This window comes from Bradyrhizobium sp. BEA-2-5 (assembly GCF_032918025.1).
Classification (GTDB): Bacteria; Pseudomonadota; Alphaproteobacteria; order Rhizobiales; family Xanthobacteraceae; genus Bradyrhizobium; species Bradyrhizobium pachyrhizi.
The window spans coordinates 4262941-4285999 of record NZ_CP136629.1 but is presented as its reverse complement, the minus strand read 5'-3'; the positions used below and the strand labels follow the sequence as shown (position 1 = coordinate 4285999).

General features: G+C 62.1%; 31 protein-coding genes and 3 pseudogenes. 16 read left to right on the top strand and 18 right to left on the bottom strand.

Translation table 11 applies throughout. The annotated features are described in order from the left end of the window. The 7 genes and pseudogenes from RX327_RS20020 to RX327_RS19995 form a co-directional block, all read right to left on the bottom strand. Positions 1 to 600, bottom strand: a complete 600-nt coding sequence (locus RX327_RS20020; RefSeq protein ID WP_317246885.1) for a hypothetical protein — start codon at positions 598 to 600, stop codon at positions 1 to 3. A gap of 112 nt (positions 601 to 712) precedes the next feature. Beyond that, positions 713 to 1048 carry a hypothetical protein gene (locus tag RX327_RS20015; RefSeq protein WP_317246884.1) on the bottom strand — a complete coding sequence of 112 codons (336 nt, stop codon included), beginning with the start codon at positions 1046 to 1048 and terminating at the stop codon, positions 713 to 715. A 25-nt stretch (positions 1049 to 1073) separates the two neighbouring features. Continuing rightward, complete coding sequence (locus tag RX327_RS20010; RefSeq protein WP_317246883.1) at positions 1074 to 1475, bottom strand: hypothetical protein; 402 nt, start codon at positions 1473 to 1475, stop codon at positions 1074 to 1076. Further along, positions 1472 to 1759: a hypothetical protein gene (locus RX327_RS20005; RefSeq protein WP_317246882.1), complete on the bottom strand. Its 288-nt coding sequence runs from the start codon at positions 1757 to 1759 to the stop codon at positions 1472 to 1474. Before RX327_RS20005 ends, RX327_RS20010 begins: the two co-directional genes overlap by 4 nt. A 220-nt stretch (positions 1760 to 1979) precedes the next feature. Next, on the bottom strand, positions 1980 to 2567 hold the full coding sequence (locus RX327_RS20000; RefSeq protein ID WP_317246881.1) for a hypothetical protein: 588 nt from the start codon (positions 2565 to 2567) through the stop codon (positions 1980 to 1982). Continuing rightward, on the bottom strand, positions 2567 to 2845 hold the full coding sequence (locus RX327_RS39285) for a DUF6074 family protein (protein WP_410712066.1): 279 nt from the start codon (positions 2843 to 2845) through the stop codon (positions 2567 to 2569). Before RX327_RS39285 ends, RX327_RS20000 begins: the two co-directional genes overlap by 1 nt. A gap of 174 nt (positions 2846 to 3019) precedes the next feature. Continuing rightward, positions 3020 to 3226: pseudogene (locus RX327_RS19995) on the bottom strand (hypothetical protein); the annotation flags it as partial. A 469-nt stretch (positions 3227 to 3695) separates the two neighbouring features. Here RX327_RS19995 and RX327_RS19990 point away from each other — a divergent pair. Together RX327_RS19990 and RX327_RS19985 are read left to right on the top strand one after the other, a co-directional pair. Next, on the top strand, positions 3696 to 5069 hold the full coding sequence (locus RX327_RS19990; protein WP_317246880.1) for a methyltransferase: 1374 nt from the start codon (positions 3696 to 3698) through the stop codon (positions 5067 to 5069). A 773-nt stretch (positions 5070 to 5842) separates the two neighbouring features. Continuing rightward, the gene (locus tag RX327_RS19985) at positions 5843 to 5974 is read left to right on the top strand and encodes a hypothetical protein (protein ID WP_256438746.1); all 132 of its coding nucleotides are present in this window, start codon (positions 5843 to 5845) and stop codon (positions 5972 to 5974) included. Positions 5975 to 6339: 365 nt separating this feature from the next. On the opposite strand, the gene RX327_RS19980 is transcribed toward RX327_RS19985, so the two are convergent. Continuing rightward, entirely contained in the window at positions 6340 to 6576 is a 237-nt protein-coding gene (locus RX327_RS19980; RefSeq protein ID WP_050384381.1) for a hypothetical protein, read from the bottom strand. Positions 6577 to 6777: 201 nt separating this feature from the next. After that, positions 6778 to 6942: pseudogene (locus RX327_RS19975) on the bottom strand (ribonuclease Z); the annotation flags it as partial. A gap of 217 nt (positions 6943 to 7159) precedes the next feature. Between RX327_RS19975 and RX327_RS19970 the strand changes: the two are divergent. From RX327_RS19970 to RX327_RS19960, 3 genes are all read left to right on the top strand, one after another. Continuing rightward, positions 7160 to 7447, top strand: a complete 288-nt coding sequence (locus tag RX327_RS19970) for a DUF5658 family protein (RefSeq protein WP_193395206.1) — start codon at positions 7160 to 7162, stop codon at positions 7445 to 7447. A 236-nt stretch (positions 7448 to 7683) separates the two neighbouring features. Continuing rightward, positions 7684 to 8373, top strand: coding sequence for a GDSL-type esterase/lipase family protein (locus RX327_RS19965; RefSeq protein ID WP_317246879.1), 690 nt, complete (start codon positions 7684 to 7686; stop codon positions 8371 to 8373). A 258-nt stretch (positions 8374 to 8631) separates the two neighbouring features. After that, positions 8632 to 9699 (top strand): acyltransferase, encoded by a 1068-nt coding sequence (locus RX327_RS19960; RefSeq protein WP_317246878.1) that lies wholly within the window; start codon positions 8632 to 8634, stop codon positions 9697 to 9699. Between the two features lie 331 nt (positions 9700 to 10030). On the opposite strand, the gene RX327_RS19955 is transcribed toward RX327_RS19960, so the two are convergent. Next, the gene (locus RX327_RS19955) at positions 10031 to 10936 is read right to left on the bottom strand and encodes a ribonuclease Z (RefSeq protein ID WP_050384378.1); all 906 of its coding nucleotides are present in this window, start codon (positions 10934 to 10936) and stop codon (positions 10031 to 10033) included. A gap of 218 nt (positions 10937 to 11154) precedes the next feature. Continuing rightward, entirely contained in the window at positions 11155 to 11349 is a 195-nt protein-coding gene (locus RX327_RS19950; RefSeq protein ID WP_016846119.1) for a hypothetical protein, read from the bottom strand. Positions 11350 to 11615: 266 nt separating this feature from the next. Between RX327_RS19950 and RX327_RS19945 the strand changes: the two genes are divergently transcribed. After that, positions 11616 to 11834, top strand: a complete 219-nt coding sequence (locus RX327_RS19945) for a hypothetical protein (RefSeq protein ID WP_050384377.1) — start codon at positions 11616 to 11618, stop codon at positions 11832 to 11834. A gap of 27 nt (positions 11835 to 11861) precedes the next feature. Here the strand turns inward: RX327_RS19945 and RX327_RS19940 are convergent, their stop codons facing one another. The 3 genes from RX327_RS19940 to RX327_RS19930 form a co-directional block, all read right to left on the bottom strand. Then, on the bottom strand, positions 11862 to 12320 hold the full coding sequence (locus RX327_RS19940) for a hypothetical protein (protein WP_050384375.1): 459 nt from the start codon (positions 12318 to 12320) through the stop codon (positions 11862 to 11864). 35 nt (positions 12321 to 12355) lie between these two features. Further along, entirely contained in the window at positions 12356 to 12520 is a 165-nt protein-coding gene (locus tag RX327_RS19935) for a hypothetical protein (protein WP_016846117.1), read from the bottom strand. Positions 12521 to 12608: 88 nt separating this feature from the next. Further along, positions 12609 to 12869: a DUF3551 domain-containing protein gene (locus tag RX327_RS19930; RefSeq protein ID WP_028332076.1), complete on the bottom strand. Its 261-nt coding sequence runs from the start codon at positions 12867 to 12869 to the stop codon at positions 12609 to 12611. 376 nt (positions 12870 to 13245) lie between these two features. On the opposite strand from RX327_RS19930, the gene RX327_RS19925 reads away from it, so the two are divergent. Next, a complete protein-coding gene (locus RX327_RS19925; RefSeq protein WP_317246877.1) occupies positions 13246 to 14001 on the top strand; it encodes an anthrax toxin lethal factor-related metalloendopeptidase in 756 nt (251 codons plus the stop codon). 157 nt (positions 14002 to 14158) lie between these two features. Here RX327_RS19925 and RX327_RS19920 read toward each other — a convergent pair whose 3' ends face one another. Further along, complete coding sequence (locus RX327_RS19920) at positions 14159 to 15010, bottom strand: 3-hydroxybutyryl-CoA dehydrogenase (protein ID WP_317246876.1); 852 nt, start codon at positions 15008 to 15010, stop codon at positions 14159 to 14161. 580 nt (positions 15011 to 15590) lie between these two features. Between RX327_RS19920 and RX327_RS19915 the strand changes: the two genes are divergently transcribed. From RX327_RS19915 to RX327_RS19885, 7 genes and pseudogenes are all read left to right on the top strand, one after another. Continuing rightward, positions 15591 to 15740, top strand: a complete 150-nt coding sequence (locus RX327_RS19915) for a hypothetical protein (RefSeq protein WP_167350391.1) — start codon at positions 15591 to 15593, stop codon at positions 15738 to 15740. Positions 15741 to 15955: 215 nt separating this feature from the next. After that, positions 15956 to 16171, top strand: a complete 216-nt coding sequence (locus RX327_RS19910) for a hypothetical protein (RefSeq protein ID WP_050384374.1) — start codon at positions 15956 to 15958, stop codon at positions 16169 to 16171. Positions 16172 to 16299: 128 nt separating this feature from the next. Further along, positions 16300 to 16557: a hypothetical protein gene (locus RX327_RS19905; protein WP_050384373.1), complete on the top strand. Its 258-nt coding sequence runs from the start codon at positions 16300 to 16302 to the stop codon at positions 16555 to 16557. Positions 16558 to 16721: 164 nt separating this feature from the next. Continuing rightward, positions 16722 to 18012 (top strand): annotated as a pseudogene (locus RX327_RS19900) (hemolysin family protein). Positions 18013 to 18132: 120 nt separating this feature from the next. Then, on the top strand, positions 18133 to 18732 hold the full coding sequence (locus RX327_RS19895) for a formyltransferase family protein (protein WP_317246875.1): 600 nt from the start codon (positions 18133 to 18135) through the stop codon (positions 18730 to 18732). Between the two features lie 193 nt (positions 18733 to 18925). Continuing rightward, complete coding sequence (locus RX327_RS19890) at positions 18926 to 19285, top strand: hypothetical protein (RefSeq protein ID WP_317246874.1); 360 nt, start codon at positions 18926 to 18928, stop codon at positions 19283 to 19285. A 121-nt stretch (positions 19286 to 19406) separates the two neighbouring features. Next, positions 19407 to 19784: a hypothetical protein gene (locus RX327_RS19885; RefSeq protein ID WP_152977555.1), complete on the top strand. Its 378-nt coding sequence runs from the start codon at positions 19407 to 19409 to the stop codon at positions 19782 to 19784. Between the two features lie 92 nt (positions 19785 to 19876). On the opposite strand, the gene RX327_RS19880 is transcribed toward RX327_RS19885, so the two are convergent. After that, positions 19877 to 20275, bottom strand: coding sequence for a RidA family protein (locus RX327_RS19880; RefSeq protein WP_317246873.1), 399 nt, complete (start codon positions 20273 to 20275; stop codon positions 19877 to 19879). A 143-nt stretch (positions 20276 to 20418) separates the two neighbouring features. Here RX327_RS19880 and RX327_RS19875 point away from each other — a divergent pair, with 143 nt between their 5' ends. Further along, complete coding sequence (locus RX327_RS19875; protein WP_050384368.1) at positions 20419 to 21294, top strand: DMT family transporter; 876 nt, start codon at positions 20419 to 20421, stop codon at positions 21292 to 21294. 86 nt (positions 21295 to 21380) lie between these two features. Here RX327_RS19875 and RX327_RS19870 read toward each other — a convergent pair whose 3' ends face one another. Together RX327_RS19870 and cysK are read right to left on the bottom strand one after the other, a co-directional pair. Further along, positions 21381 to 21620, bottom strand: a complete 240-nt coding sequence (locus tag RX327_RS19870; protein ID WP_317246872.1) for a BrnA antitoxin family protein — start codon at positions 21618 to 21620, stop codon at positions 21381 to 21383. Between the two features lie 18 nt (positions 21621 to 21638). Beyond that, positions 21639 to 22613, bottom strand: coding sequence for a cysteine synthase A (gene cysK, locus RX327_RS19865; RefSeq protein ID WP_317246871.1), 975 nt, complete (start codon positions 22611 to 22613; stop codon positions 21639 to 21641). Positions 22614 to 22837: 224 nt separating this feature from the next. Between cysK and RX327_RS19860 the strand changes: the two genes are divergently transcribed. Beyond that, a complete protein-coding gene (locus tag RX327_RS19860) occupies positions 22838 to 23053 on the top strand; it encodes a hypothetical protein (RefSeq protein WP_028332087.1) in 216 nt (71 codons plus the stop codon). Positions 23054 to 23059 lie beyond the last annotated feature (6 nt).

The following is a 23059-nucleotide window of genomic DNA, read 5'->3' as shown; positions in this document are numbered from 1 at the left end:
TCAGCTCCGGAGAGATCGAATTCGGCGAGCCCAGCGCGCTGCTGCGCTGTCCCATTTCGCGAGGTCGGCCTCGGCGAGATCATCGCTGACGTTCGGCAAGAGGCACGATGTCGGCTCGGGCGAAACGGCCGCGTATTCTGCGCGAACCAGCCGTTCTGCCTTGAGCGCTTCCGCGAGGGACTCGACGGCGTCGATGATGGCCTGGACCGCGTCGCCGTGCCGGGCCCGGAAGGTCTCCGCGACGCGAACGGCTTCTTGACTCCGCGCAATGAGATATCGCTCTCTCGCGGCGGTATGCTTTGGCCGGAGTTCAGACAAGTCGAAGCGGAGGCTCTCGAGATCGGCGGCCGCACGGAGCGGGCTTCGCCGGCATGACAGAATCAGGCCAGTCACCTCGGCGGCGATATGCTTCGCTCGCTCGGGAATTTCCTGAACCGACGCAAACCACATCGCGTGCTCGAGCCGCTCGATAGAGCGGGTCAGATCTCGCAGTCGGCCATCGATCGACTTCCATTCGGCCAGCGCCGCCTGGTATCCGTCGGGAGTCGATGTAGCTGCGGCCGCCGGCGGGGCAGGCTTGGTTTTGGTAGCAGCGCCCATCGGTACCCCTCATCACCGCCCCGGTTTCGGATCACCATCGCGACCGCGCGGCTATCCTTGGGGGCGTGATTCGGGTTTCAGTGATTTGGTGGGTAAAGCAAACCCGCGATTTTTACCCACGTAGGATTTGGCGGAGCCGCTCGAACCCCAGCCGCGGGCCGGATGTCAGGATCTCGAAGGCTTCGGCCTGTTTCGGGTCCGAGATGCTCGGCATCACCCGCACGCTGAGCGGGCTCGCCGCAGCGCGTGCGAGATCTTGCTCGATCTGCCGGGCCGCGGCGCGGTCGCTGAGCTCGTGGTACCAGCTTTGCCGGTATGCCCGCAGCAAGCGGACATGCTGCCGAAGCAAGCTGCGCTTGCGCAGTTCGTCGGCAATGGCGAGACAATCCTCATCGTTCAGGTGCTGCAACACCATCTCGATGAACTGCCTGAAGACGTCGCGATCCATCAGCAAAGGACTGCCTCCCTCGCGCTCAGCGAAGCGGCACTTCGCGGAGCACCGGTCCTTCCTGTCCCGGCCCCGTATGCGCGCGGTCAAGCAGTGACGCGTAATGCCGTGGGTCCCTCCAGCGCACGGAATTGACGCCGGCGACACACGCACGAACGTAGGCAAGATCAATATCGGGGCGGACCTTCCGCTCATCCGCCGCGATCTGCAGCATGGCCTCGAGCAGTGCGGCGGCCAGCAAGCGCGACTCCGGCGGCCAGGTGGGATCAGCGCAAATCTTCAGCAATCTCTTGGGATCCGACGACGTCGCAAACACTGCATCGATCGCTGCACGGACCACGGCGAGACGCGCTTCGGACTGCTGGTCATGCAAGCCGACGTGTCGATAGGTTCCGACTGTCGGGATTGCGTCTTCGCTGTCAGTCATGCCCTGCCTCCGTTCAAAATGCGCAAAGCGCGCCTTGCGACCGGGTTGGTTTCCTGGTCCTCCGGCAGCCTCGGTCGCTGCGGCTCCGCGGTCCCGTTCAACAATGCGCGCGCGGCCTGCAGCCTGGCCGTCGCGGGTGCCGAGCGGTCGCCGGCGATCTCGAGCAAAACTTGCCGTGGATCGATCGTCGCTAGGTCGACACCGCGCAGCGCCTTTTTGCTGGCTTCGCGCCGGGTCGGCCTGCCCTTTTTGCGTTTCGTGGTTCGCTTGCTGGCCTTAGCCAATTTCTGCTCCTTTGGCATTTTCTGTGATTTTTCTCCGCGCGCGCGAATGGTGCGAATGCGGTCCTGAGCGGTCCTCGCCCTACCCATTCGTCGGGAATTCGCCCGGGGGGTAGCCATCCGTCGGCCGACGTCGCGTAAGCCGTCCCGATCAGCGCTGAACGGAGCCGCGCAGGTCCCGATACCGGCGGGTCGAGCATCGGAGGACCATGGTGAGGAGCGCTTAGGCAACACTGCGTCCCCTACCCGAAATATCGAGAGTACCCCCGGTTTCCGTACTATGCGTAGTGGTACTGGTTTCCGTACCTTTGGACGCCGGTTCTGAGTACGTTTCCCGTACCGAGATGTGCCGATTTCCGTACGTTTGATTTTGCTTTTTCGGCGGACGCTCTTTCCGAGCAGCAGCGGCGACGGCGGCGGCCTCTTCGTCCGTCGTTATTTTCATCCATTCGTGCGTGCCGTCCCCACGCACGCCCCTAGCGTGACGATAGGTGAGCCGAAATTTCGTTGGCTTGCGATAGTCCGGACCGCCGGCCACGCCTTGTTGCGTGACTTCGACAAACCCCAAGGCGACGGTCTCCCGGATTGCGGGATAGATCGCCTCGCGGTGAATGCCATAGTCGACGAAGTCCTGGTAAGTGCATGGCAAGTTGCCGTTATCTGTACCGCCATGGTCGGCCAGCTCGATCTCCAAACGATCGAGCACACGCCGGGCAGACAGGCTCAGGGCGCGATAGGCCGGCGAGCGCAGCATATCGATGCGACGAGGAGCAAATTGCCCGCCAATGCTCGTACGGCGTTCCCTGGCCATCAGCGGCCTCCCCTGGGGGCATCAATGACGGTACGCCACAGCGCAGCCCGGATGGCTGTCTCCATGCACCGCGCTTCACGGGCGATCAGGTCCTCGCCAATGCCGCGCCGGCGCATTGCGTCTACCTGGATCTGTACCTGGTTCCGGATATGTCGTTCGCCTGCGTCCGGGCTGAGTTCGGCGGCACGGCAAGCTTGGCGCTCGATGAACGAGTGTCGCCGCGTGATTGGGAATGGGATTACCCTAGCTGTACCAACAGATCCTTTTCGTTCCGACATGCGCAAATTTTCCTTTCGGCTCAATGGGGGGCCGAAAGGTGGTAATGTCGGAATGGAGATTGATCTTACTGGCGAGACGGCTGTCTTTTAATCATGGGGTCGAGGGTTCGAGTCCCTCCGCGCTCACCAAACAAATTCTTTGTCCAGCCCGGCGACATGGGTAACAGGTCGTACCTAAGACATGGGTGACAGCCTCGTGCCGAACGGGTTGTCGAGGGGTTGCAAGGTTTTCTGCTCCAGGTCGAAGTATCCCAAATCATCGTGCATGAAGCTGACGAGCAAAATGCCGTCGTCGACTTCCTCGATGCCGAGTTGTTGGCCGACCAGCACGGTGGAGATGTCGATCCGCTTGCGGTACAGGCAAAGCCGCCCGACGCTTGATGGAGCACGCGAGAGCATTCGAGCCGATCCAGGCGGCCGAATTTACATCGAGAAGATCAGCGCCCCCAATGCTCTACCGGGACAAGGCAACGCCGGCCGAGTGGACTGGGCTCCAGCATGCAATCGGAAAAAGCTGGCTTGAATATCACGAGAGCGGGACGTTCGCGCGGACGCTCCCGTCTGGGAAAGACCTGTTCGCCTGGGCTGTCCCATACGTTCGGAGTACCTCATCTAGTGGGGCTAAGGCCACGAGCCCTTGGCGTTTCGCACGTCGCAATATCCATCGGGAATTTGCACTTCCCCCGGCGCTAGGTCGGCGCCGCCCGCATGCATTTCAAGCGGACGGCGTTGGGTGTTCTCGCCATGCGGATGATTGACCAGGTGCCGAAAGAAGCTTGGGATGGCATCTGCCCGGCTCCTCCAAGGTCGGGCGCCCATTCCAAGGCGAAGCACCCGAGGACGATCTCAAATGGAAACGGCCACGCTTCTATCGGTTCTCCGCGACCGGAACGTCAGAGTATGGGTTGAAGGGGACCGCCTCAAGTGCAGCGCCCCCGCTGGCGCGCTTGACGCAGAGTTACGCGCGACACTGGCCGACCGAAAGCAAGAACTGCTCGCCTGGCTTCGGCAGGCGGAGACGCCGAAGAGCGGTCCGGCCGACTCCCTGCCGATCGAGCGCGAGGACGGGACAAGAGCGCTCCTGCCGACAGTTTCCAGGGAAGTTCCGCTGCCGATAATCCCGGCACAGCGTGAACGCATGAGCCGCTTCGTTAAGGAGTTCCGGAACTGCGGTTACGACCTCGCAAGCTGTGCCGAACGTCTTGAGGTCCTTCCTCGCCTCGGCGTCAATTTCTGGCAAAGAATGCGAATGTCCTGGACTCCTCGGAAGAGCGATCCGATCGACAATCTCATTACGCTCTTCATCGATGGCCAGCAGGTGAGCGCAGACGTTATCGCGAAGCAGATTTCGTCGTTCTTTGTCGATGCGGCCCTCGAAATGAGATTGGTTGAAAAAAACGGCGACTTGTTGCAGTCGAACTTCTGTTTGTTCCCATGTTATGGGAAATACCTGGTCACCGACCAAGCAGAGAAGAATACCGCAATCAATCAAGTCATGTGGTTGTGGGGAGAGAGCTTTATGCTCGGCGGCTTTGTGAAGCGGATCCCCCGCAGGCGCGCCATTGATCTCGGAACAGGCTCCGGAGTGCACGCTATTCTGGCAAGCGACCATTCTGCGACAGTAGTGGGCGCAGACGTCAGTCCACGCGCCATCGCCTTCTCCAACTTCAATGCAGCGCTAAACGAAAAGAGCAACATCGATTTCGTTACAAGCGATCTCTTCGATTCGATCGACGGGACATGTGATCTGCTGGTATGTAACCCTCCTTACGCACCGGACACTGCCGCCAAGGCGAGCGATAATTTTTGGAGCGGTGGAATAGAAGGCACTGAGCTTCTGCGGAGGGTCGTCGAGGCTCTTCCCACGAGGTTGGATGCGGACGGAACAGCGTACATCAATGCTCTGTTTCCGAATCCTCCGGGAACGAAAATCAGGGATCACTTCGATGCCTGGCTTGAAGGCAATCTCACGGAGTGGGACGTGCTGGATCACACCTGGCCTGTGCCGGGATATCAAGATTTGTTCTCCGAGCAACCATTCCAGGGTGATATGAGCGCGTGGCGCTTTGGCGTGGTGAGTATGCGTCGATCTCGGACTGGCCGGGGTTGGTGGAAGGAAGTCGCAGGCAATGGCCTGTTCTTCCGAGAGGACGGAAGTTGCAGCGTAATCGCTGATCACGATGCCTACGGGTCACCTGCTGGAATATCGCCGAACAACTCGTAGGACACGGTGGAGCACAGCATCACTCCCGGCAGACGTCCGTCATGGCCTCGCCGTCCAGCAGATGGGCGACAAAGCTAAGGCGCTCTTCCATCACCGAACTCGCTTTGCGCGGCAACCACACCTCCCGCAGAACGGAAGCGGAAAGTGTAACCCATGTGTCCGGTACGGACCGTCGCCCATGTCTCGGGCCGCTCATACATTTTGAGCCAAGTAGTCAGCCTCCCAAACATTCGCGAAATTTCCGTGCGGCAGTGACATCGCTCTCGTGGTGTTTGGAAGCCGGCCCGGGCCCTGGCACCGGCCCCTCTTCTTAATTTTGTGTGAACCAAGCCACAGTTGTTCGGCGTGATCTTTAGTAGGTTTTCGGCGCTGGGGATTTCAGGGCCCAGAGGCTGGAAGAACAGGGCGCCGCCGGGACAACTCATTTCGGGCCCGGCGGCGTAAATTTTCGGGACGGTCAGAACTCCAATCCCAATGCTCGGACCAGACGCATTCGGACGCCAACGGCTCGTTGCTCTCCCTGTCGCAGTCCACGTTCGGCGTCGCCTGCGTCGAGCCTGCCTGCGGTTCTCCGGACCGGTTGGCGGCGCGTGTATTCCGGCATGAGCCTTGCTCTTTAGGTGGCGCAGGAAATTTCAGTGTCCCGGTTCGGAACAAGCTGCCGCCGGATGTGTCTTTTGGAGACGAGCAGCTGGATTTATTGGGAGGCATCGTTGAGATACGCAGCGCCCCTACAGTCAAGGTTTGTCGTTCGGAGAGGAAGCACCGACTGGATGGTTTATGATCGCGAGCTCAAGGGGCCAGCGCAGTTGAAGAAAGACGGCCACTTCGCCGAGAAGCTGACGAAGGAACAGGCCGAACACATCAAGCAGGCATTGACGGACGCCCTGAAGCCCGAGCCGTAGGCAAAGCTGGATCGAGTACCCCGATTGGTGGCGACACAAACCGCGAACAGATGACATCTGTGTTACCTCGTAAGGTATATGAACAGAGTTGGGCAAAGCGAACGAGGCGCGGCAAAATGGCGGCGCATCGATGGAGCAAATTAGGCCCCTGCGGGATTTCAGCCTTGGCCACTGGACGTTCTGATCGGGCCAGAGTTGTCGTTGAAAGGGAACGATCGGGGAACAGCTCAAGGCACATCGAAAGCCGCCCGCCTCAGAAAGGTCACCCCCGCGCCGAGGGGTGGAGCGCGAGGCATGACGGCGCAAGCGCGCCGTTCAGCGCACAATTCGGAGCGAACATTCGGAACGCGGCTGGAGTTCGGCCGTCAAGATAACGGCAGTTCGCCCTGGCCGCCTGTCCAGTCGATAATGTCGAGCTGCAGCCCTCGCTTCAGCATCTCGGCCTCGAGGCTGCCGGCATGCCGCTTCCACTCGGGCGTCGCGCGGACGCGGAATTTTGGCTCTTCGCCGGCCGCCTCGAATTCGTCGTCGGCTCTGAGCGCACCGCGGACGGCTTCGTACATCATCTTCAGGCTGGCGTCGGTGAAGGCGCCGTAGTCCATCGGTCGTCTCCCTTGGCACTGTGAGACGCGAAAGGCCGCCACGTAGTCACTCGTGGCGGCCTTCTGCTAGCGGCCCATCCAGACGGCCTGGGACGACGTTGCGTGAGTTGGGTTAATGAAGCGTTGCTGGTACGGCACTGGCACGCTTTCACAGACAGCCTCGACAGCGTTCGGCCACCGGGATCGTGGAGGCCGCTGCACTCAGATCGCGATGCGATCGAAGTCGGCGGCTATCCGGCTGTTCGGGAAAATCCTCATCGCCTCCGTCAGAATGTCCTCATCCGGGTAGCGGCCGGAGATGTGGGTGAGCACGAGTTGCTTGACCCCGCTCCGCGCCGCGAGCGCGGCGGCTTCGTCAGCGGCAAGGCCAGCCCTTCAAGCGCAGCCACTTGGTGGCATTGCGAACCAACAAGGTTTCCGTTTTGAATCCGCCTTCGATGTGGTGGCTAGGCTAGCGATAAGAGGAGCCTTCGGAAAATGTCGAGCTGCTTCCAGCTGTATCCTCGTGGTGGAACCAACGATTAAGGAATTGACCTTAACTGTAGGGCTTTCACAGTCCGGCGGTCGAGACCGAGAGGCTGAAATGAATTTCGCAAAGCTGGTTTTGGTGCTTTCCGTCCTGCTACTAGGGTGTGCTGATCTCGCGACAACTAACAAGATTTTAGAAATGGGTTTCGGCGAGGCCAACCCGTTCATGCATTTGGCTCAAACGTGGCTCGGTGCATGGTGGCTGATCCCGAAGCTCGGTTTGACCTTCGTCATCATGGCGCTGCTTTGGCGCAGCAAGAGCATCTTCAACACAGCACTGGTGGTGGCTTTTTGCTCAACGCCTGTGATCAACAACTTGCTCCTCATCGCGGGCGCAAGCTGACCAATCATCCGTAGTCGAGATTTTTCTTTGACGAAAGAGAAGCTTGCTCGGGACGCCGCAGAGATATTTCGACTGCTGCGAACATTTCGCTCGATCAAGGATCGGACGGCACGGCGACGCATTATTGCGACGGCAGAGGCAATGGCCGAACGCAGCACAGCAGGCCGGCCACTAGACGGCTCCAAGGCGGACATGAGCACAAGATAACTATCGAGCAAATCATTGAAGCTTGCGTGATGAGCCCAATCGGCATGGTCGAGCATCTAAGTGGAACGGACAGCCGTCGAACCGAGCATGAGATTAGCTTTGCTCGCGACTGGCCGAATCTCGGCCAATACCGAGACAGCAATGCGGCGATAGCGGCGCCGTTGCGCGCGGTGTTTATCGGGGATTCTCTGACCGAAGCATGGCCCCACGTCGATTTTGAGTTGTTCTCGAACGGGATCGTCGGGCGTGGCATCGCTGGGCAGACCACGCCTCAGATACTGCTGCGTTTCATGGCAGACGTCGTCGCACTCAGGCCCAAAGTGGTTCACATTCTGTGCGGCTGCAATGACATTGCCGGCAATACCGGCCCGACGACCTTTCGCGACTATCAAAACAACGTGCTGGCGATGCTGACCCTTGCTGATGCGCACAACCTGCGTGTGATCCTCGGCAACTATGCCGATTACGACCTGTTCGCATGGGCGCCAGAAGTCGATCCCAAACCTTGGATCCGGCGCATGAATGCCTGGATCGAGGATACCGCAAGAATGCGGGGATATATATTTGCCGACTATCGAGCTGCATTCGGAGAGATCAATGACGCCAGAAAGGCGGCGATCATGCCTGATGGCGTCCATCCCAATGTCGCGGGTTATGCCTTGATGCGGCCTGTCGCGCTCCGAGCGCTGGACCAAGCCTTCGAACGGGCAGGCGCATAAGCAGCGAAACAAAGTGCCCGTCTAGGATGCCTCCATTCGCTGTCGTTCACCGAACTTATTGCGCACTCCTCGTGCTTCAGAGTGTAAGCCGTGACGGTCGCCATGGACACTCGCATTGCCAAACGGCGTGCTGAGAACTCCCATCCCGATCAGCAATGAGCGGCAATCACGCTTGCAGGTGCGGCGGCGCCATTCGCAGATATTGAATCCGAGCGAGTAACCCTATTATCATGTGCTTTTTTAAAGCAAATGATTTCGATGGGCGAGATGAAGCACAGCTCTGGGCTAGATGCGATCAGGGGCGTTGCGATTGGCTTGGTGTTGATCAGACACCTCATCGTCGAGGTGCACCACGATAGCCTGTTCGCTAAACTGTTTGTCCTTAGCGCGTGCGGCGTGGATCTCTTCTTTGTGCTGTCAGGCTTTCTGCTCGGAGGCATCCTGATCGACAATCGGTATAAGCAGAACTACTTCGAGGTTTTCTATGCGCGGCGCGCGCTTCGCATCCTTCCATTGTATCTGCTCTTGGTCATCCCGATCTGCAATTTGATCGGCGAGCCGCTATTTCCCTTTCTCACTTTCTCACAGAATTTTCTTTGGGCGGATGGCCGAGTTGGCAATCCGCTGACCGTCATCACGTGGTTGTTGGCGGTTGAAGAGCAATTCTACCTAATCCTGCCGGCAATCGTTCGATATTGGCCAACTGGCCGACTACTCCACTTGATTGTTGGACTAATCTGCGCCGCCCCAATCGCTAGGGTGATGCTCAATCATGCATATGGCGATACTGCTCCGGCGTACTTTCTCCTGCCCGCACGAATGGACGGATTGTTCCTCGGAGTATTGGCGGCTTGCCTGATCCGTAACCGCCAGAGCATTTGCTGGCTGAATGAACATCGACGAGAGCTGTACGTTGGAGCGATGCTTCTAACAGTGCCGCTGATTGTCATGACGTGGCTGATTTCGTGGCAGCAGGTAAGTGGGCGAAGCCCCTTGATGCAGTACCTGGGTTATAGCGCCGCGCCGCTCCTATTCTTTGTTGTGCTCTTGCTTGTCGTGACCGGAAGAAGGAGCGTCCCAAATGTGCTGTCCCCCCTTTGTTGGTTAGGCCTTGGTGCGTATTCGCTCTACCTGACCCACCGGTTATGTCTTTTTCTCGCGATTGGCGTTGTTGGCCAATATGTTTCGGCAATATCGCTCGCTTCTTCTGTCCTGGCGTCACTCGCTCTCTGGCTATTGATCGAGAAGCCGTTTATGACGTTCGGGCGCGAGCGATTTAAGTATAGGGACAGAGACAGCGATCTCGCTTCAATTCGGCCCGCGTAACTCGTCGGCATCTTATCGCCTGCCTTCAAGGTGAGGTGCCGGTCCCTCGTGCATCGAGAACGACGCTTCGCTTGTTTTTCGGCATGGACAAGCGAATGGACATCGTAAATTCAATCGCCGATCGCCCCAAGCGCCTTCTACAGACACTCTGGGGCGGCGCGTTGCCAAACTATCCGCCTGCGGTGCTCGGGCTACGACGATAACATGCAGCTTGGCCCGACAACTCGTATCGGCATTCAGCCCCGCCGGTGAAGCGTTGCTGGTACCGCACCGGCACGCTTTCACAGACACCCTCGACACGTTCCTCCACCGGGACCGTGGCGGCCGCCGCTCAGATTGCGATGCGATCGAAGTCGATGGCTATCCGGCTGTTCGGGAAAATTCTCGTCGCCTCCGCCAGAATGTCCTCATCCGGGTAGCGGCCGGAGATGTGGGTGAGCACGAGTTGCTTGACCCCGCTCCGCGCCGCGAGCGCGGCGGCTTCGCTGGCAGTCAAGTGTCCGTAGTCGCGCGCGATAGCCGCGTCGCGCTCGAGAAACGTCGCTTCGATCACCAGCACGTCGGCGTCCCTGGCGTGTTCGGCCAGCCCGTCGGTTGTTTCAGCATCACCGACAATGACGAGCTTCTTTCGCCCCTGGGCCGGGCCAAGCACATGCTCCGGATCGATGGTGCGACCATCGTCCAGCTTCACCTGCCGCCCCTCCGCGAGTTCCCGACGAACCGGCCCATCAGGCACGCGCAGCGCCAGAAGCCGGTCCGGGAGCAGATGCCGGCGCACCGCGCTCTGAAAGGAGAAGGCGAAGCTGTCCGTATCCCGGTGGCGGACCGGAAAGCAATCGATGGTGAATTCGCCGGCATCGAGGACCTGCCCCTCGCTCAACGGCACCAGATCAAGCGGGATCGGCGCTCTGCCCTCGCCCCATAGGCCTGCCAGCATCCGGACGACGACATCGAGCGTACCGGGTCCGGCATGAATTGTCATCGCATCCGAACTTTGCCGCAACCGGAGGGTCGAAAACAGCCCGGGGATGCCGAGCACATGATCGAAATGCCCGTGGGTCAACAGCAGATGATCAAGCCGTCGAAAGCCGGCGCCACTCCGCAGCAGCTGGCGCTGCGTTCCCTCGCCGCAATCGACCAGAATACGACTGCCGGCTGCCTCGACGAGGATGCCCGGGTGGTTGCGCTCGGGAGACGGCACGCTTGCCGACGTTCCCAGAAAAGTCAGCGAGAACATCGCAGCACCTCGCCTTCCGACTACCGACGGCGCCATGCCGCCGGGATCGCGCAATCTGATGGCAGCGTCGCCCGATGTGTTCAAGCACTTCGATGCGGACGACGGTGGACCGAGGCGTCCTGAAGCCGGCTGCGTTACGGGCAGACCGCATCCGCGCCGCCAACGGGATCGATCGTCGTGACCGGCGCGCGCGGCGGCCTCGTCACGCCCTCAACCGGTCACAGCCTCAAGCATCGAAACAGCTGCGCGAGCGCAGTGTTGGCGGATTGCGCGCGCCGTTCGACGATTTCGGCCGCGGCGGCGTAGTTGCGCGCCAGGATCTGGAGCGCGCGGCGGGCATCCGGCAGCGTGGATTGCTCCGCCATCTCCAGGCACTGATGCTCGAAATATCTGAGCTCCTCAAGTTCGGTCATTGGCGAATTGTCCGATCGGGTCCTGCATTTTCGAACTCAGTGCGCCAGCGCCCTAGTGAAAGTTTGGCAAGTTTGTTGCGGGGGCCGGGCAATCTGGTCGGAGTGTTTCTGGACGCATGATTTGATGATCACCGCTGCGTGACCGATGCGAGGTGAGCTGCGCGGATCGACAAGCGCGTGCAATCGTCTCACAATGCGGCGGTCTCGCTTGGCGAGCCCTGGAACGCACGCGGTTGATGCCGTAGCGAATTGGCTTTGTTGGACCGATGAGGAAACGCGATTGGGCTTTCGTGGCGGCCTGTGTGGCAGGCGCGCTGCTGTTCGGCGTCTGGAGTTTCCAGATGGGTATCGCGTTTCATCGATCCCAGCACGGTGCGACCGACCTCTCCAGTTCGCACCGGCGGAGCCAGGACGGTGCTTCCGCGCGCAGCCCGGCCCGGCTCGAGGCGGATGACGGCGATCAGCAGGCCGGACAGCCGCGATAGCGTTCGTCATCGCCAAATCGCGTCCGACTAGGCCCAAGCCAGGCCTGCCATGCCGGCGGCGCCATCGTCATCTGTCTTCGCATGCGTGAGCCGCCTGCGGCGCGTGCTGTCCTTGGCACGACGGTGACGAACGCCAAATCTGTGCAGCGCCATCGGCACATGCCGCATCGCGGCGCGGACGAGACCAATGGCCTGTCTGACGACGGCCACAACCGTTGCAACGCGGGTAAAGAAGCCGATCAGGAAGATCATCGAGAAGATGTCGATATAGGCCAGCACATCGCCGACCAGCATCAGCTCGGGAGGAAGCGGAATCCGGTGCCAATAGGCGCCGATCACGATCGCAACCGGAATCAGCGCGATCAGCTTCCGCAACGTCAGCCGATCGAGCAAGGCGGCGAGCTCAACGACCAGGATCTGCCACAGCCAATCGCCAAGCACGGCCGGCTTGTCGATCGTCCAAGTCTGCCACAAACGCTGCCACATCGCCGCTCCGCCTCCCCTTGCGCGCATTACCGGCGCTACGGCTTCGACGACGCCTCGCTGCCGCTGCCCTCGTCTGCGGCGCCTTGCGCATCAGCCGGATCGGCCGATGGAAAGATGCGCTCATAGTTCGCACGCGCCTCGCGGATCAGCCGCGCGCGCTCGCGTTCGGACTTCGAGATGAACCTGATGATCTCGCCCATATTCGCTCCAAGGCAAAAAAAATGATCCGACCGTCAGCTATGCAACCATCGTGCCCGACGGTCGCTTGGCCCGACCTCCTCGCACCGCTCAGCGGAATGCCCGCGGCGCCACCCGCTGCTGGCTGAACGCGACGCGCGGATTGATGCCGCAATAGGCGTCGCGGCCCGACGCGGATGCCTGGCACTGCTGGTAGGTCTGGTAGCCGCAATAGCCGGGATATCCCTCCTGCCGGCCCTGGATGCACCAGGGATACTCATAGGGATCGGCCGCCGCAGGCGACGCGGAACCGACAATCCAGCTCGTTCCGAGCGCCGCGAACGCCAGAATTGCCCAATTCGTCCTGCGCATGATCGTGTTTCCTTGCTCCATCGGCTCCCAGCCGCTGATCTAGGTACGCCTGCAGGATCTGCGAGGTTTCCGGTGACCGCCTCAAGAAGCTGTGACGATCGTTCGAAGCCTGGTCGCGGCACGGTGAGGACCGGCTGATCGATCATCGGCCCTCGCGGCCTCGAGACCCGCCGGCCCGCCATCTGCCGAGCCCCCCAACGCACGTAGTTAACCGGCGCCTAATCGCAGATGCGCGGTGGAAATGTACGACTTAAGCGCGCTGCAAGGCGGCTGCCCTAGTCTCCCGCGCGGCTCAATGGACGACGACACCCGGAGAGGCTCGTCGCACGGGGGATAATCATGCGCAGCGCGCTCATTGCTTCAATGATCCTGTCACTTGCGGCCGGGGCCGGCCGTTGCCGGACCACGAACGTCGGGGCCGTCCGAGGCGGCACCGAGCAGCGTCGAGAAATATCGCGGCTACGTCTTCGATCTCTCCGAGAACGCCGACCGGAAGGACGTTACCAGCATCGCCGACATGGTCCGCCGCCAACTCGACGTCGTGGAAACCGCAGGCTTCAGCCCGAAGGTGCTGCAGTTCTTCCATCGCGTGCCGATCGTTGCCAGCGAGATGGCGTGTCTCGATGAAGGCGCGGCGGCGGCCTGCTATGGCTTGACGGCGCCGGAATGGGATCGCGGCACGACGCGCGACGTCACCATCTGGGATCACGACAAGCAGCAATGGACCAATTCGGATCCGCTCGCGCTTGCGCTCGATTCCGGCATCGGCATCATCAGGATGCGTCCGAACATGATGCGTTACGCGAAGGACCCGGTGCTGCTGCACGAATTCCTCCACGCCTATCACGCCCGGCTGATGCCGAACGGCTATGAGAACAAGGGCATCAAGGCTTTCCTCAGCCAAGCGAAGTCGAAGGAACTGTTCGCCAAGGAGACCTATGCGTTGAAGAACCAGCAGGAGTTCTTCGCGGTGACGGCGAGCATCTTCCTGGCCGGCAAGGATTCCGAGCACGAACCCTATACGCGCGCCACGCTCAAGGAGAAGATGCCGGACTATTACAAGTACCTGGTCGGCGTGTTCGGCTTCGACCCCGAGGAAACCGGCGTCACGCCGGTCGCATCGGCCAACTGAACCCGGTATCCCACAAAAAAAACGAGGCCCGGTGTGCCTAGGAGACCGGGCCTCGTTTCTGATGTCCCCCGCCTCGTGGCGGATCAGGTCTTGTCGTTACGCGACCTTGTCCGCGCGATCCATCCCGGATGATTACGGGGTCGGGCGCGCGCCGGCCTCACTTGCTATAGGTGTAGAAGCCCTGCCCGGTCTTGCGGCCGAGATGGCCGGCATCGACCATTTCCTTCAGCAGCGGCGCTGGCCGGTATTTAGGATCGTTGAAGCCCTTGTAAAAGACCTCCATCACCGAAAGCATGGTGTCGAGCCCGACGAGATCGGCGAGCGCCAGCGGCCCGATCGGATGGTTGCAGCCGAGCTTCATGCCGGCGTCGATCTCTTCCGCGGTTGCGATCCCCTCCTGGAGCGCGAAGATCGCCTCGTTGATCATCGGGCACAGGATGCGGTTGACGGCGAAGCCCGGGCTGTTCTTCGCCGTGATCGCCACCTTGCCGACGCGCTTGGCGAAATCGAGCGCCTTGGCATGGGTGTCGTCCGAGGTCTGCAAGCCGCGGATGAGTTCCAGCAGCGCCATCACCGGCACCGGGTTGAAGAAGTGCATGCCGATGAACCGGTCGGGACGATCGGTCGCCGCAGCGAGCTTGGTGATCGAGATCGACGACGTGTTGGTCGCGACCAGCGTGCGCGGCGACAGCTTGGCGCAGAGGTCCTTCAGGATCTTGACTTTGAGCTCCTCGTTTTCGGTCGCGGCCTCGATCACGAGATCGCAGGCGGCGAGCTTGGCCTTGTCGGTGGTCGCATTGATGCGCCCGAGCGTCGCGTCGCGATCGGCCGCGGTCATTTTCTCCTTGGCGACCAGCCGATCGAGACTGCTCCCGACCGTCTTCAAGCCGCGCTGGACCGCCGCGTCGGAGATATCCACCATGGTCACGCCGAGGCCTGCCGCAGCGCAGATCTGCGCGATGCCGTTGCCCATGGTCCCGGCGCCGATAATGCCAACCGTCTCAATCATTGCGTTCGTCCCTCGTCGCTTGCGCGGCCGCGCGGCCGCATCGTCAAAAACGGCGGACCGGAGGGGTCCGCGGATGGCGCATGAATAGCAGTCCGGCCGCACGGCCGATACAGCGGAAGCCGGTATTCCGGTGAGGTCTATTCCGGGCGCGGCTGGACAGGTCGCCTTGGCGGAACGGCTGGCCGCGGCGGCAATTGGGTGCGCGGTGGTTCGGCCGCGCGCGACGGTTCGAGCACGCGATTAAGTCGGACGATCCACCAGGCCAGCCGCCCGTAGCTGCGGCGCAGCGTCGATCCAAATCCCTCGTCGATGTCCTGGTCACGATCCATACCCCTATCATTAACGTGCATCCTTGAAGGAACGGTGAGCGCCATCACGTGCTGCACCGGCAATCGTTAGGAACCTGGCAACTATTTCGCGCAAGCCGTCGGTTGACGGCGTGGGCGCCGGTAATCTCCCGGATTGCGTGCGGGAGGCCTTGCGCCGCAGCATCGCCATGCCGGTGCGACTCGCATTTTGTTGATCGAATTTTCCGCGGCGCGCCGCGACACAAGGACATTAGACGACGAGGGCTACGCCCATGCTTTCTGAAAAATTCTTTTTGGTGCTCGAGACATTGCTCAACGGCCAGACCCATTCCGACGGAAGCCCCCGCGTGGTGAGCACCGCGCCCCACATCCCGGTCGAGCTTCCGCGCGAAGGCCAGCCGAAACGCAGCCCTTCCCGCTAGGCCGCTTGCTGGCGGCAGGTGGCCGCCAAGGCCGGGCTGGAGTTTCAGTCGCCGCGGCCACGTCGCTGCGGAATGCCGATCGCGACGTTTGCCTCCGCCAGTTGGCCCGTCGCGACGCACGAAGCCGTTCGGCCGGAGCGGCGCCTCGCCCGTGATCCAGCTCATAGGTGGCGAAGCCGAACCACGCTACACCGCTCCCGCAACGAGGTGGCGCCGTGGACGACAAGACCGACAGCAAGACCGATTTCGGAAGCATCGCCGTCGCAATCTGCGTCGCCGCCTACATCGCGATCATGCTGGCCTATCTCGCCCAATACGATCTCGGCCTGACCGCCGCGCAGACGCGTCATCTCTCGATGCTCGCAGCGCTGGTCCTCGCGCTGCCGGTCGCGCTGGATTTGCTGCGCACCGGGCCCGGCGACGCTCGCTGACGCGGGCACGAACAAGCCTGCAGCCTTCGATCTCCCCTGCAGCAAGCGCGCCTGCGCAACATAGCGCTAGGTGAAGTGACGCGAATCAGCGTTACTTTGCAACTGATCGCTTCGTGGGATTTGGCGGCATGACCCAGCCCGACGTGTTTGATCAGAAGGTTCTGGATCAGAACATTCGCGAACTGCAGGAATGGCTGCGCAGGGCCTGGCAGCAACTCGCGGACCCCTCGCTCACCGCCTTCTCCCGCCGCGAACTGCGCAACCAGATGAAGCAATGCAACGCCGATTTGCGCGTGCAACTGCAAGCCGCCTCCAAGCGGATGCTGATGCAGCCCGCCTCATCGGGCAGGAGGTTCGCCAAGCCGGCGCTGCGGATCCTCGCCTAGGACCTGATGCCAGCGCGCCAAAATGCCGCGATATCTTGCTGCATGCTGGCCATACGCACCCTCTGCTTGTGCAGGAACGCCCGACAAGGCACAGCAAAACCGCTCCGGTATGCCTATATTGGGCGTCATGTAGCGGCTCACGCCGCCAATGTTTAGGGACTCCCGTGTTATATCTGGAACTTGCGATCGTGGCGGTCTTGATCGTCGTCAACGGTCTGTTGTCGATGTCGGAGCTCGCGATCGTCTCCTCGCGTCCGGGGCGTCTTGCGGCGCTGGTCGAACGAGGCGTCAGCGGTTCGCGCCGCGCCCTTGCACTGGCCGCCGATCCCGGCAAGTTCCTGTCGACGGTGCAGATCGGCATCACGCTGGTCGGCGTGCTCTCCGGCGCGTTCTCGGGCGCGACGCTCGGGCAGCGGCTGACGCAATGGCTGCTCGAGCTCGGCGTGTCCGCAAGCATCGCCGACGCGGTCGGCGTCGGCCTCGTCGTCGGCGTGATCACCTATGCCTCGCTGATCGTCGGCGAGCTGGTGCCGAAGCAGATCGCCTTGCGCGATCCCGAGTTCGATCGCGGTCAAGGTCGCTCCGGCCATGACCATGATGGCGCGGCTGTCGCTGCCGCTGGTGTGGCTGCTCGACCGTTCCGGCAAGCTGCTGCTATGGGTCCTCGGCCATCGCGAGGATGCACAAGACCGCGTCAGCGAGGACGAGATCAAGACGCTGGTGGTGGAGGCCGAGAACGCCGGTGTGCTGGAGCCCGGCGAAAAGGAGATGATCGCCGGCGTGATGCGGCTCGGCGATCTGCCGGTCGGCGCGGTGATGACGCCGCGCCACGAGGTCAGCCTGATCGACCTCGCCGCCCCCGCGGCCGAGATCCTGGCGACGCTGCAGAAGAGCAGTCACTCGCGCTGCGTGGTGTTCGACGGCAACCGCGATCATGCGCTCGGCATCGTGCAGGCCAAGGACGTACTCGACGTCTACCTCGCGGGCCAGACGCCCGACATCCGCGCGCTCACGCGCGATGCGCCGATCATTCCGGAGACCGTCGACGCCCGCGACGTGGTCGCGATCCTGCGCGACTCCAGAGTGCATATCGGCCTCGTCCACGACGAGTACGGCACCTTCCAGGGCGTCGTCACCAGCGCCGACATCCTCGAGGCCATCGTCGGCGCCTTCCACACCGAGGAAGGCCCGGCCGAGCCTGCCTATGTCCGGCGCGCCGACGGCTCCTATCTGATCTCGGGCTGGATGCCGGCGCTGGAATTCAGCGAACTGCTCGGCATCACGCTGCCCTCGCCGCGGCCGTACCAGACCGCGGCCGGCTTCCTGCTGCATGAATTCGGCGCGATCCCCGATGTCGGCGCGAAAACCGCCGCGCAGGGCTGGGAATTCGAGATCGTCGACCTCGACGGCCGGCGCATCGACAAGGTTCTGGCCAGCAAGCCGCCGGCGGCCTGACATTGCCACCCGGCCGTCCTGTTGATAAGCGGCAAGACAGCGAAACAGGCCGCCGCGGTGTGCTATCGGCATAGCGGCGGCCCGAGCAATCCCCGAGTAAACCCCACGGAATAGATACCCATGCGCATTACCCTCGTCGGCTCCCGCCATTTCGGCGTGACCACCCTGAACATGCTCCGAGAGCACCACGTCACGCTGGTCAGGGTGGTCGTCCATGACGGCGAGGACCGGCTGGCGGCAGCAGCCAGGGCGGCCGGCATCGAAGTCGTTGTGCAGGCCGATCCAAAGCTGGTGACGGCCGCCGAGATTGCGCCGGACACCGACCTGATCGTGACCGCCCATAGCCACGCCCGGGTCAGCAGAGAGGCGCTTGCCGCGTCCCGGCTCGGCGGGATCGGATATCACCCCTCGCTGCTGCCGCGCCATCGCGGCAAGGCCGCCGTGGAATGGACCATCAAGGAAGGCGATCCGATCGCCGGCGGCACGATCTATCATCTCGCCGACCGTATGGACGCTGGCGCCATCGCCGCCCAGGACTGGTGCTTCGTCAAGAAGGGCGAGACCGCACGGGAGCTTTGGGAGCGCGCGCTGGCGCCGCTCGGGCTGCGTCTGCTCGCCCAGGTCATCGACTATGGCAAGGTCAACGGCTCGCTGCCGGCCAAGGTCCAGGATGAGCAGTTTGCGACCAAGGCGCCGAATCTGAGCCCTGGCAAACACTAACCCGAGCTAGAGTATAATAGTACCTTGCTCGAAAAGGCCATGCCCGGATTTTCCGTTCCTGATCCGGAACCGAATTCACCGTGATGTGTTTGAGTTCACAGGAACATTTGGGGACTCCCGCGACGCAGCAAATTTTGAACACATTGTGACAGGATAAGCCGCGTCATCACACGAAATTACAGGGATTTGATTCATGCGTTCGATCCGCATTCGCGACCTGATTTTGGTCACTTCGGTCGCTTCGGCTGCCGCCCTCACCGCTGCTCCCGTGTCCGCGCAGCAGCCTTATGACGGCCTTTGGAACGTCACCGTCGTCACCAAGACCGGCAGCTGCGAACCGTCGCAGAGCTCGACCGTGACCGTCGCTGAAGGAAAGATCTCGGCACAGGGCGCGGCGATCTCCGGCACCATCGGCCGCGAGGGACTTGTGAAAGTTTCGATCAATGGTGCATATGCCAACGGTCAACTCAACGGCAACGCCGGATCGGGGAAGTGGAATGGAGCATCAGCAGGCATACCTTGCAGCGGGCGCTGGGAAGCATCCCGTCAGTAAGATCACCAGCCTATCAAGTTTCTTTGCCATCGCGCGGCGGCCAGCATTTGCATCCGCCGCATTTTTTGTGACCGCACTCGCAAGCACCACGGGCCATGCCCAGTCCGGCCCGTTCGCCGGCATGGCGGGCACCTGGTCGGGCGCCGGCTCGGTCACGCTGGACGACGGCTCCAGCGAGCGCATCCGCTGCCGCGCCACCTATCACGTCGGCGGGCCCCGGATGACCATGATCCTCACCTGCGCAAGCGACGCCTACAAGTTCAACCTGGCGGCCGATGTGCAGGCCGAAGGCAGCGCGGTCAGCGGCAATTGGAGCGAGTCCAGCCGCAATGTCAGCGGCTCGTTGCAGGGTCGCGGTGGCGGCGGCAACTTCCAGGTCGTTGCCAGTGCTCCCGGCTTCAACGCCGATATCTCGATGCGAACCACCGGCAACAAGCAGGCCGTTACCATCAGGGCCGACAGCCAGTTCCGCGGCGCCAGCATCACGCTGTCGAAGTAATCGATCCGCGCTCCAACGTGGAAAGCCCTCGGGTCATCCCCGAGGGCTTTTGTTTGGCTGAGCGGCAATTCCTCGCGTACGCCCCAGCGGTGCTATGCCGCAGGCACGAACGCCGTGACCTCGATCTCGACCTTGGCCCGGTCGTCCACGAGGCCACCGATATAGAGCAGCGTCGAGGGCGGGAAATTTCGTCCGAGCGTTTCCTTCCAGGCCGCACCGATGCCAGCACCAGCCGCTTCATACTCGTTGCGGCTGGTCAGGTACCAGGTCAGGCGGACGATGTGCTCGGGGCCGGCGCCGGCCTCGCCCAGGAGCTTGATGATCCGTTTCAGCGCGGTGGCGACCTGCGCTGCCATGTCGGGCGCGTAATTGCCGGCCTCGTCGCCGCCGGTCTGGCCCGCCAGCACGATCCACCTGCCGGGCGCGTCGAACGCGACACCGTGCGAGAAGCCGCGGGGTTTCGACCATTCGGCTGGTTGCAAGACACGCATGAGCAGATCCTCCTGATTTGATTTTGCCGACCTGCTTAGCAGAGATCACATGGTTGACGCATCACCGCGCAGGCAGAATTGCGCGTTGCAAATTCATGGCAGCTCGCCGATACCGGGCACCCCTCCTCCGCTCGTTCCCCGTCATGGATCGCACGCCCTCAAAGACCCGCGCAGCATTGTGGATGTCCGGCTGGCTCGCGCTGATGCTGATCGTGGCGGTGGCCGGCCGCGAGGCGACGCGCGAGGTCAACGTCTTCCAGCTGATGGCCGTTCGCGGCGTGCTCGGCTTCGCGATGCTCTATCCGCTGATCCACATGAATGGCGGGTTTGCGATCGTGAAGACGGCACGGGTGCACGTCCATATCGCGCGCAACCTGATCCATTTCTGCGCGCAGCTCGGCTGGTTCTTTGCGCTGACATTGATCCCGATCGGCCAGGTGGTCGCGATCGAGTTCACGATGCCGATCTGGACCGCGATTCTTGCGGCGAGCTTTCTCGGCGAGCGGATGACGCGGTGGAAGATCGTCGCGATCGTGCTTGGCCTGGTCGGCGTGTTCGTGATCGTGCGGCCGGCGGCCGGCGCGATCAATCCGGGCCAGCTGATCGCGCTCGCCGCGGCGGTCGGCTTCGGCATCTCGGTCGCCGTGGTCAAGTCGCTGACGCGGACCGAGCAGACGCTGACGATCATGTTCTGGATGCTCGTGGTGCAATCGCTCGCGAGCATCGGGCCTGCGCTCTACGTCTGGACCTGGCCGCCGCTCTCGACCTGGGGCTGGCTCGCCTTGATCGCGTTCTGCGGCACGTTCTCGCACTATTGCATGGCACGCGCCCTGCTCCACGCCGACGCGACTGTCGTGATCCCGATGGATTTCGTCCGCGTGCCGCTGACGGCGATCGCCGGCTGGCTGATCTATGCCGAAAGGCTCGATGTCTACACGGTGCTCGGCGCGGCCATGATCCTGGCCGGCAACCTCATGAACCTGAAACCGACCGCGAGGAAGCCGGCGCGCGCGAGGTGACATCCGTGCCGTGCGAGCGCAGCACCGCCGCGCGCCACCCGCCAAAGCCCGGGGATCGTCCCGCGCCTCCTGGCTTCGAAAGCGTGTTACTTTCCGGCGGCCTTTCGCAGAGCCTCGTTGATGCGGTCCTGCCAGCCGGGGCCACCCTCCTGGAAGAACTCCAGCACGTCCTGGTCGATGCGCAGCGTGACCTGCTCGCGGACGCCGGGGACAGCGACGGTCTTTGGCACCGCGTCCGCGACCTTGGTGGTGGCGCGCTTGAACGCCGCCTCGGCTTCGCTGCGGGCATCGCTCAGGGTTCGCGGTCGCCTCGGCTGGTCAGCCATATACTGGATTCCTGTGTCTCAGATTCCTTCAAACAAAGCCGTCGAGAGATAGCGCTCGGAGAAGGACGGCACGATCGCCAGGATGGTTTTTCCCGCCGCGTCCGGACGCTTGCCGATTTGCAGCGCGGCCGCAATCGCCGCACCCGAGGAGATGCCGCCAGGAATGCCTTCATGCCGTGCCAGCGCGCGCGAGGTCTCGATCGCCGTCGTCGAGTTGATCTTCACGATCTCGTCGATCACGGCGCGGTCGAGGATGTCGGGGATGAAGCCGGCGCCGATGCCCTGGATCTTGTGCGGCGTGTGCTGTCCTCCCGACAGCACCGGGCTCTCCTCCGGTTCGACCGCAACCACCCGCAGCGAGGCCTTGCGGGGCTTGAGCACCTGGCCGACGCCGGTGATCGTTCCGCCGGTGCCGACGCCGGCCACGAAGAAATCGATGTTGCCGCCGGTGTCGTTCCAGATTTCCTCCGCGGTGGTGCGGCGGTGCACCTCGGGATTGGCGAGGTTCTTGAATTGCTGCGGCATCACCGCGTTCGGCGTCGTCTTCACCAGTTCCTCGGCGGCCGCGATCGCACCCTTCATGCCTTGCGCCGCCGGCGTCAGCACCATCTCCGCACCGAGAAAGGCCAGCATCCGCCGTCGCTCGATCGACATCGACTCCGGCATCACCAGCTTGAGCCGGTAGCCGCGCGAAGCCGCTACGAAGGCGAGCGCAATACCGGTATTGCCGGAGGTCGGCTCGATCAGCACGGTGTCGGGCTTGACGATGCCCGCCTTCTCCATCGCGATGATCATGGCCGCGCCGATGCGGTCCTTCACGCTTGCTGCAGGATTGAAATATTCAAGCTTGGCGAGGATCGTCGCGTTGACGCCAGCCGCCTGCGGCAATCTGCGCAGCCGCACGATCGGCGTGGAGCCGATCGCATCGACGATGGAGTCAAAGACGCGGCCGCGTCCGGGTTGCACTGCACTCGTTGTCGACGGCGCGTCCATCAAGCGGCTCCTGTAGCGGATGTGCTGGGAATATGCGGTCTTGTCTCATTAGAAGCAGCGCACCATGGCGCGCAAGTGAGAAACCGCCGCAATGCGAATTCGTTGCATCGCAAAATAGAACCTGCGCAAATAACGTAAAACCTACGCATTTGTGTTGCGACAAGGTCAAACAAATGGGTTTATATACTTTCGTCAGGTGCAGCTCAGAACGCAAAGGAGGTCACATGCCAGCTCTCGCTGAAGTTCTGTCGACCACAGCGTCCAGGCCCGATCCGCGCGGCTGCGATTTGCCGACCTGTCCGGTGTGTGCGGACTCCATGGTGGCGGCGGAAGCGTCCGCGTACCTGTTCGACAATTTGATCAGCTATCTCTGGACCTGCGACAATTGCGGCTATGGCTTCGTGACCAAACACGCGGTGAAACCGATCGTGTGCAACTGATCACAC

What these genes read in the sequence shown, in the direction of transcription:
- RX327_RS20020 (WP_317246885.1), bottom strand. Translation starts at nt 600, where the DNA reads ATGGGCGCTGCTACCAAAACCAAGCCTGCCCCGCCGGCGGCCGCAGCT.
- RX327_RS20015 (WP_317246884.1), bottom strand. Translation starts at nt 1,048, where the DNA reads ATGGATCGCGACGTCTTCAGGCAGTTCATCGAGATGGTGTTGCAGCAC.
- RX327_RS20010 (WP_317246883.1), bottom strand. Translation starts at nt 1,475, where the DNA reads ATGACTGACAGCGAAGACGCAATCCCGACAGTCGGAACCTATCGACAC.
- RX327_RS20000 (WP_317246881.1), bottom strand. Translation starts at nt 2,567, where the DNA reads ATGGCCAGGGAACGCCGTACGAGCATTGGCGGGCAATTTGCTCCTCGT.
- RX327_RS39285 (WP_410712066.1), bottom strand. Translation starts at nt 2,845, where the DNA reads ATGTCGGAACGAAAAGGATCTGTTGGTACAGCTAGGGTAATCCCATTC.
- RX327_RS19990 (WP_317246880.1), top strand. Translation starts at nt 3,696, where the DNA reads ATGGAAACGGCCACGCTTCTATCGGTTCTCCGCGACCGGAACGTCAGA.
- RX327_RS19985 (WP_256438746.1), top strand. Translation starts at nt 5,843, where the DNA reads ATGGTTTATGATCGCGAGCTCAAGGGGCCAGCGCAGTTGAAGAAAGAC.
- RX327_RS19980 (WP_050384381.1), bottom strand. Translation starts at nt 6,576, where the DNA reads ATGGACTACGGCGCCTTCACCGACGCCAGCCTGAAGATGATGTACGAA.
- RX327_RS19970 (WP_193395206.1), top strand. Translation starts at nt 7,160, where the DNA reads ATGAATTTCGCAAAGCTGGTTTTGGTGCTTTCCGTCCTGCTACTAGGG.
- RX327_RS19965 (WP_317246879.1), top strand. Translation starts at nt 7,684, where the DNA reads ATGAGCCCAATCGGCATGGTCGAGCATCTAAGTGGAACGGACAGCCGT.
- RX327_RS19960 (WP_317246878.1), top strand. Translation starts at nt 8,632, where the DNA reads ATGGGCGAGATGAAGCACAGCTCTGGGCTAGATGCGATCAGGGGCGTT.
- RX327_RS19955 (WP_050384378.1), bottom strand. Translation starts at nt 10,936, where the DNA reads ATGTTCTCGCTGACTTTTCTGGGAACGTCGGCAAGCGTGCCGTCTCCC.
- RX327_RS19950 (WP_016846119.1), bottom strand. Translation starts at nt 11,349, where the DNA reads ATGACCGAACTTGAGGAGCTCAGATATTTCGAGCATCAGTGCCTGGAG.
- RX327_RS19945 (WP_050384377.1), top strand. Translation starts at nt 11,616, where the DNA reads ATGAGGAAACGCGATTGGGCTTTCGTGGCGGCCTGTGTGGCAGGCGCG.
- RX327_RS19940 (WP_050384375.1), bottom strand. Translation starts at nt 12,320, where the DNA reads ATGTGGCAGCGTTTGTGGCAGACTTGGACGATCGACAAGCCGGCCGTG.
- RX327_RS19935 (WP_016846117.1), bottom strand. Translation starts at nt 12,520, where the DNA reads ATGGGCGAGATCATCAGGTTCATCTCGAAGTCCGAACGCGAGCGCGCG.
- RX327_RS19930 (WP_028332076.1), bottom strand. Translation starts at nt 12,869, where the DNA reads ATGCGCAGGACGAATTGGGCAATTCTGGCGTTCGCGGCGCTCGGAACG.
- RX327_RS19920 (WP_317246876.1), bottom strand. Translation starts at nt 15,010, where the DNA reads ATGATTGAGACGGTTGGCATTATCGGCGCCGGGACCATGGGCAACGGC.
- RX327_RS19915 (WP_167350391.1), top strand. Translation starts at nt 15,591, where the DNA reads ATGCTTTCTGAAAAATTCTTTTTGGTGCTCGAGACATTGCTCAACGGC.
- RX327_RS19905 (WP_050384373.1), top strand. Translation starts at nt 16,300, where the DNA reads ATGACCCAGCCCGACGTGTTTGATCAGAAGGTTCTGGATCAGAACATT.
- RX327_RS19895 (WP_317246875.1), top strand. Translation starts at nt 18,133, where the DNA reads ATGCGCATTACCCTCGTCGGCTCCCGCCATTTCGGCGTGACCACCCTG.
- RX327_RS19890 (WP_317246874.1), top strand. Translation starts at nt 18,926, where the DNA reads ATGCGTTCGATCCGCATTCGCGACCTGATTTTGGTCACTTCGGTCGCT.
- RX327_RS19885 (WP_152977555.1), top strand. Translation starts at nt 19,407, where the DNA reads ATGGCGGGCACCTGGTCGGGCGCCGGCTCGGTCACGCTGGACGACGGC.
- RX327_RS19880 (WP_317246873.1), bottom strand. Translation starts at nt 20,275, where the DNA reads ATGCGTGTCTTGCAACCAGCCGAATGGTCGAAACCCCGCGGCTTCTCG.
- RX327_RS19875 (WP_050384368.1), top strand. Translation starts at nt 20,419, where the DNA reads ATGGATCGCACGCCCTCAAAGACCCGCGCAGCATTGTGGATGTCCGGC.
- RX327_RS19870 (WP_317246872.1), bottom strand. Translation starts at nt 21,620, where the DNA reads ATGGCTGACCAGCCGAGGCGACCGCGAACCCTGAGCGATGCCCGCAGC.
- cysK (WP_317246871.1), bottom strand. Translation starts at nt 22,613, where the DNA reads ATGGACGCGCCGTCGACAACGAGTGCAGTGCAACCCGGACGCGGCCGC.
- RX327_RS19860 (WP_028332087.1), top strand. Translation starts at nt 22,838, where the DNA reads ATGCCAGCTCTCGCTGAAGTTCTGTCGACCACAGCGTCCAGGCCCGAT.